The following is a 6,125-nucleotide window of genomic DNA, read 5'->3' as shown; positions in this document are numbered from 1 at the left end:
GCTGGAATTGCTACTACAAGCCACCCGGGCCAAAAACCATGCGCGACGGCTGGACCCGTCTCGCCGCAACTCTCGAGGGCTATGCACTTGCCGCTCAATGCTAAAATCCGGGAATCCCCTAGCTCCTGTGAAGAGGGCGCAGGGAAGGCCGGGCGCCGGCGGCACCCGCATTACCGTGTGCGAAGTGTAGCGAAGGAATGCACACGGGTTTGACAGGTACAGCCGAGACATCCCGGCCTTCCCCGCGCAATGGCTTTACGGCTTATACGTACTCTCCCCGGGGAACGGCCTGTTTTGCCCCCGTTGCCGGCGGAGAAATCCCCACCGGCGTAGCGCCAGGGTCGCGGCGCCAGGACCACACGATTTCGCCGTACGCTGCTGGCGTTTCGTCTGGCGGGAATGAACCCGCCTGACGCCGCAGCGTCCATCGCAACCCGCGCCAACGTTCCGTGACGACCGCGAAGCGTCCCCTCATGGTGGCGCGGGCTGGGGCGGGTTATGCCGCAAATCAGAATTCCGGTAAAGCGAAATATTTTTCGTCTCCGATCTGGACAACCCAAATCAGCCTGAAATTGCTCAGGAAATTAGATTTCCCGCGCGCCCCTCACCGCTTCTCGAGCCCGGCCTGCTCGACCACGCGTGTCCAGGTTTCGATCTGCCGGGTGATCAATTCGCCCATCTCGGCGCCGCTTGACGGCGCGGGCTCGCTGTCGAGCGTGCGCAGCCGTTCTTGGACCGTTGCATTGGCGAGCGCGCGCTTCACTTCCGTGGCGAGCTTGTCGACGACGGCCGCCGGGGTGCCTGATGGCACGCCGATGCCGGTCCAGGAGATGATGTCGAAATCCCTGGCGACCGTCTCGGCAACCGTCGGGACATCAGGTGTGAGACTCCAGCGTTCTTTCGAGGACACCGCGAGGATATCGATCACGCCCGCGGCCGCCTGGCTCTTGATCACCGTACCGGTGTCAACGATGAAGTCGACGTCGCCGCGGAGCAATGCGGTGACAGTCGCGCTGCCGCCCTGATAGGGAATGTGGGTAAAGCGCGTGCCGGTACGCTGCGCCAGCAATTCGCCCGTCAGATGCTGCGTGGTGCCGACGCCGGCGCTGCCGAAGTTGAGGCCACCTGGCTTCTCCTTCGCTTTCGCGATCAGCGCCTGCAGCGACGGGTAGGCGCCGGCCTTCACCGCGATGAAGAACGGAAATCTGGCGACCGTCGAAATGAAAGTGTAGTCCTTGACGGGGTCGAACTGCAGCTTCTTGTACAGCGCGGCGGAGACCGTATGTCCGCCGACCAATAGCTGAATCGTGTAGCCATCGGCCGGCGCCTTTGCGACGAAGGCGGATGCAATATTGCCGCCGGCGCCGGGTCTTGCGTCGACCACGACGGGCTGGCCGATATCCTTCGAAAGCTGGTCGGCCATGATCCGGGAGATCACGTCGGCATTGCCGCCGGCGGCAAAGCCGTGCACCAGCGAGACCGGCCGCGAGGGATAGGCGTCCTGGGCGGCGGCCGTGCTTGGGGCTAGCGTCAGCACGGAAAGAAACAGCAGACCTGCGGCTAATCTCATCGTCATTTCTCCCTAGGCATTGCTTTTTTCTGAGTGGTCGTTTCGACCTCTATTTTGCTGGTGACGGCGGGCCTACGCCGAACCTGTCGGCCAATTTCGCCAGCCGCGTGACTGTGCCGGATGCAAGCAGGATGCCGCTCACCCGGCGCGAAGCCGCCTCGGCAAAGCCGCGCTCGCCCGGCATCAGGATCGATGACGTGCCTGCCGCGAGCGGTACGGCCTTCAACGCTTGCGCGAGATGCGCGACGTCCTGCGCGAAGCGATTGGATGAACCGAACGCCTCGACCTGCACGGCGATCGCAAGACCATTCATCCGGCCGGCGCTCTTGCCGGAAAGCGCGGGCGCAATCACGGGGTTGCCAGCAAGGACGCTGACGAGAATCTCGATCATCAATGACAGGCCGGATCCTTTGGGACCACCGAGCGGCGTCAGCGTCGCGACCTTCTTCGGGTCGGTCGTGGGCTGCCCCTGCTCGTCGACGCCCCAATCGGGTGGAATGGATTTTCCGGCATCCTTGGCCGCCATGACCTTGCCGAGCGCCACATTGGAGGTAGACATGTCGAGCACGATAGGCTCGCGGCCCGACGATGGCACCGCAATGGCAAGCGGATTGGTCGAAACGGCGGAGCCGCGCGAGCCCTGATAGGCCATCAGCGGACCGGAGGCCGTCATGACAATGCCGACGAAACCTTTCGCCGCGGCCTGCAGCGCATAATAGCCGATGGCGCCGGCATGGGTGATGTTGCGCGCGGAGCACCAGCCCACGCCGAACTTCGCCGCCTGCTCGACGGCTTCCTGCATCGCGGCGACCATGGCGGTGGCACCCGGTGCGCGCGCGGCTTCCAGCACCGAGATCGCACCGCTGCGCGCCACGATGGTTGGGTCGGCGCGCGGGTCGATTGCTCCGGCCTCCACCATCTCGACATAGCGGGGAATGCGCAGCACGCCGTGCGAATCCACCCCGCGCGCATTGGCCCAGACCAGAATCTCTGCCGTCTGCTCCGCCTGCTTGCGGCCAAAGCCGCCGCCTGCCAGCAGCGCCGCGGCATAGCGCTGCAGCTCTTCGCAACCGAACAGGACGCTATCGGCCGCCTCGCCCGTCATCCACGCCCCCGAAGCGGCGTCGGAAAGAACCGGTCGAGCCAGGAGCGGATCAGCACGCGCGTGCGCGGCGCATCCTTTTCCGACAGCGGGAAATGCGAGGTGCCGTTGACGAGCATCAGTTCCGCCGGCTGGCTGGCCTTCTCATAGAGCCGGATCGATTGCTCGGTCGGCGTGACGACGTCGTTGGCGGTGTGGAACAGCAGCAGCGGGCGCGGCGCGATATTGGCAACGACGTCCTCGGCGCGGAAATTGTACATGCTGATCGCGGTCTCGACCGGCACTTCCATCAGCGCTTTCGGCGACAGGTTCTTGCGCAAACTTTCCGGAATCGGAACGACGTCGAAGCGCGACACCCACATGCTCTCGCCGGTCTCCGCCTTGTGCTTGCGGCCCTGCTCCAGGATGCCGGTGAATTTCACCCAGGCTTCCGGCGTCGGGTGCTGGCCGCGGAATTTGCGCTCGCCGTCACCCCAGCCGCAGGACGAGATCACGCAGGCGACGCGCTCGTCGATCCCGGCCGTGTAGACCGCAACCGCCGCGCCAAAGCTGTGGCCGATCACGCCGATCCGCGCCGGATCGACCTCCTCGCGCGCGGCGATGAAGCTAAGCGCATTCTTGGTGTCGGCGACCTGGTCGAAGCAGCGCACCTGCCCGCGCGCGCCCTCGCTCTCGCCGCAGCCGCGAAAATCGATGCGGAACGCGCAGTAGCCGAATTCCTCAAGCATGCGCGCCTGCAGTTCGGCATGCGATTCGTCCTTGGTGCCGACAAAGCCGTGCAGCACGATGAAGCATGGCAGCCGCTCGCCGGGCCGCCGCCCCTCGGGCACATGCAACACACCGGACAGTTTCAGCCCGTCCGAGGTGAACGACAGTTTTTCCTGCATCGTCAAGCTCCGTCGATTTCGCTGCCCCGGACGCATCGGTCCGGCACCTGCGCCACGCGCACCGTGGTTCCGGGCCCCGCGTTTCCCTGCGCGGTCAACCCTTGACCGGCGCGTAAGGGAAATGATGCGCCAGCCATGGCGGCGGCGCCGGCGTGCCCCAGACGTTCATGACGCGCACGTTCTCCGGCCGCTTGATCTTGGTGATGATGTTCGGCTGGTAATTGTCATCATCGGCGATCAGCGCCATGCCGCTCGAGCACTCGACCATGACGCCGGCTGCATCGACGTAATAGGCGTAGAGATTGTCACCCGGCCGGTGCCGCCCCGGCCCCCAGGCCAGCTGCTTATCGTACTGGTCGAGCAGATCGCCGAGCCGACGATAATCGCCGAAGTCCTCGAGCTCGAAGGAGTAATGATGCAGGCCTGCGGCGCCGCGGACGATGCCCATGATGTGATGCTGCCGGTTGGCGCCGCGCATCCAGATCAGGCCGTCGTCGACCAGTTTCTCCGACAACCTCAACCCCATGATCTGCTCGACCTGGGCTTGCGTCTGCGCGGGTTCGGGCGAGGTGATGTTGACGTGGTCCATGCGGAGCGGATTGATCCCGGCACCGAAATGGCGGCGGTCATCGATGCGGTCCGGGATCGGGCTATGCACCTCGAAAGTGTGGCCTTGCGGTGTTGCAAACACCACGCCCGCGGCGCAGCAATCGAGCGACGGCTTCTCCGACAGCACCCGGCATCCGGCCTGCGCCACCCGGCCGGCCGCTTCCTCCACCGCCCTGACCGAGACCGCCTCGAAGCCGACGGAGCGCACGGCATTGGTCGCTGCACGATGCAGCACCAGCTCTGCGCTGCGCCCGTTGGAGGCGAGCCAGGTCTGGCGCGCATCGCTGCGCGTTACATGCAGGCCGAGGATGCCGGTCGCCTCGCGCGTCACCGCGTCAACATCGGTGACGTCGACCTGAACATGCCCGAGCGAATTCACGAGATAGGTCAAGTAGCCCTCCCAGCGTTCTCTTGCTTGTTGGGCAGGCTGATATCACCAATTTTCAATAGTTGCAATAAGTTTCGAAACTTCTATAATATTCGAATTGACGGCATTGATCCGTGACAGGAGCATCCTCGAAAATTTCCGGTTCAATTGAATGCAAGAATCGGAAACGCTACATACGCGCCAGGCGCATTCCGACATCCGTGGGAGCGGATCCCTGAACATTCATCTGAAGAAATCGCCCAGGAATGCGGAGTCCCGCGACGACGATGCGTCGTTGTCGAGCGGACAGGATCTGCTGGCGCGGCTGCGGGCCGATATCGTCAAGCATACCTTTGCTCCGGAAACCAAGCTCAAATTCTCCGACCTGACCGAACGGTACGGCTTGGGTATCGGCACACTGCGCGAGGCGCTTTCGCAGCTGGTGTCGGAAGGATTCGTGACGCTGGAATCAGGCAAGGGATTTCGCGTAGCGCCGGTGTCGCGGCGCGACCTTGCCGAGGTCACCGAGCATTACATCGCCTTCGAGAAGCGCGCGCTGGCGCAATCCATCGCTGCAGGCGACGACGAATGGGAAACGCGGATCGTCGCGTCCTTCCATAGCCTGGGCATCATCGAGGACCTTTCCTGGGCCGAGCGCATGCGGCGCCACGGCGACTGGGTCGACCGTCACCGCCAGTTCCATGAAGCGCTGGTTGCCGCCTGCGCCGATCGCTGGTTGCTGCGGCTGCGCTCGCTGATGTTCTATCAACTGGAGCGCTACCGCTTCCTGTCAAAGATGAACCGGGAGAAGAGCCCCACACGCAAGGGCACCGAGCACCGCGCGATCATGGAGGCGACGGTGGCGCGCGACGCCACCAAGGCCGTGGCGTTGCTGGAGCGTCATATCCGAGAGACTTCCGAGTCTATTTCGGGAACGCTCGACTAGACTCCGGGGCGAACGGCTGCACTCGTACGAGGTCACCACAGCGTCTGGCGCGCCCGCTCGGGCCATTCCTTGTCGTACTTTTCGCCGCCTACCCTGTCGTCGCTCATGCCGGCGAGGATCTCGCCGGGCGTCGGCAGCGTTCCGGGAGCGACACGCCGGTCGGGATTCCAGAGATCGGAGCGCACGATGGCGCGGGCGCACTGGAAATACAGTTCCTCGATCGTCATCACGATCACGGTGCGCGGCGCCTTGCCTTCCATCGCGAAGGAGGCCAGCAGGTCAGGATCGACAGAGAGATGCGCGCGCCCGTTCACGCGCAGCGTGGTGCCGGAACCCGGGATGAGAAACAGCAGCGCCACGCGCGGGTCGCGCACGATGTTGCGCAGGGAATCGACCCGGTTGTTGCCGCGGCGGTCCGGCATCATCAGCGTCCTGTCGTCGTGGATGCGGACGAAGCCGGCGAGGTCGCCGCGCGGCGAGCAATCGAGCCCCTCCGGCCCGCTGGTGGCGAGCGCTGCGAACGGCGATTTCTCGATCAGCACGCGGTAAGGCGGCGTGACGCGGTCGGCGACCTTCACCGTGGATGCCTCGTTCGGGAAGCCGTAGATCGCCTCCAGCTGTTCGATGGTCGAGATCACCGTCAT

6 protein-coding genes are annotated in these 6,125 nt (G+C 64.5%); 1 reads left to right on the top strand and 5 read right to left on the bottom strand.

Features of this window, described 5'->3' with window-relative positions; genetic code table 11:
- Nucleotides 1–604: 604 nt before the first annotated feature.
- From HZB49_RS23785 to HZB49_RS23770, 4 genes are all read right to left on the bottom strand, one after another.
- The gene (locus tag HZB49_RS23785) at nucleotides 605–1,570 is read right to left on the bottom strand and encodes a tripartite tricarboxylate transporter substrate binding protein (RefSeq protein WP_291615783.1); all 966 of its coding nucleotides are present in this window, start codon (nucleotides 1,568–1,570) and stop codon (nucleotides 605–607) included.
- 49 nt (nucleotides 1,571–1,619) lie between these two features.
- A complete protein-coding gene (locus HZB49_RS23780; RefSeq protein ID WP_291615781.1) occupies nucleotides 1,620–2,675 on the bottom strand; it encodes an Ldh family oxidoreductase in 1,056 nt (351 codons plus the stop codon).
- Nucleotides 2,672–3,559 (bottom strand): alpha/beta fold hydrolase, encoded by an 888-nt coding sequence (locus tag HZB49_RS23775; RefSeq protein ID WP_291615779.1) that lies wholly within the window; start codon nucleotides 3,557–3,559, stop codon nucleotides 2,672–2,674. The genes HZB49_RS23780 and HZB49_RS23775 overlap by 4 nt, the downstream gene beginning before the upstream one ends.
- 94 nt (nucleotides 3,560–3,653) lie before the next feature.
- Complete coding sequence (locus HZB49_RS23770; RefSeq protein ID WP_291615777.1) at nucleotides 3,654–4,559, bottom strand: VOC family protein; 906 nt, start codon at nucleotides 4,557–4,559, stop codon at nucleotides 3,654–3,656.
- A gap of 148 nt (nucleotides 4,560–4,707) precedes the next feature.
- On the opposite strand from HZB49_RS23770, the gene HZB49_RS23765 reads away from it, so the two are divergent.
- Nucleotides 4,708–5,481 (top strand): GntR family transcriptional regulator, encoded by a 774-nt coding sequence (locus tag HZB49_RS23765; protein WP_291615775.1) that lies wholly within the window; start codon nucleotides 4,708–4,710, stop codon nucleotides 5,479–5,481.
- 32 nt (nucleotides 5,482–5,513) lie between these two features.
- On the opposite strand, the gene HZB49_RS23760 is transcribed toward HZB49_RS23765, so the two are convergent.
- Nucleotides 5,514–6,125, bottom strand: a complete 612-nt coding sequence (locus HZB49_RS23760) for a pyridoxamine 5'-phosphate oxidase family protein (protein WP_291615772.1) — start codon at nucleotides 6,123–6,125, stop codon at nucleotides 5,514–5,516.

The sequence above is a fragment of the Bradyrhizobium sp. genome (assembly GCF_016219575.1).
Classification (GTDB): Bacteria; Pseudomonadota; Alphaproteobacteria; order Rhizobiales; family Xanthobacteraceae; genus Bradyrhizobium.
Note: the sequence above shows the minus strand (reverse complement) of the source record. Positions and strands in the feature narration are given on the sequence as shown.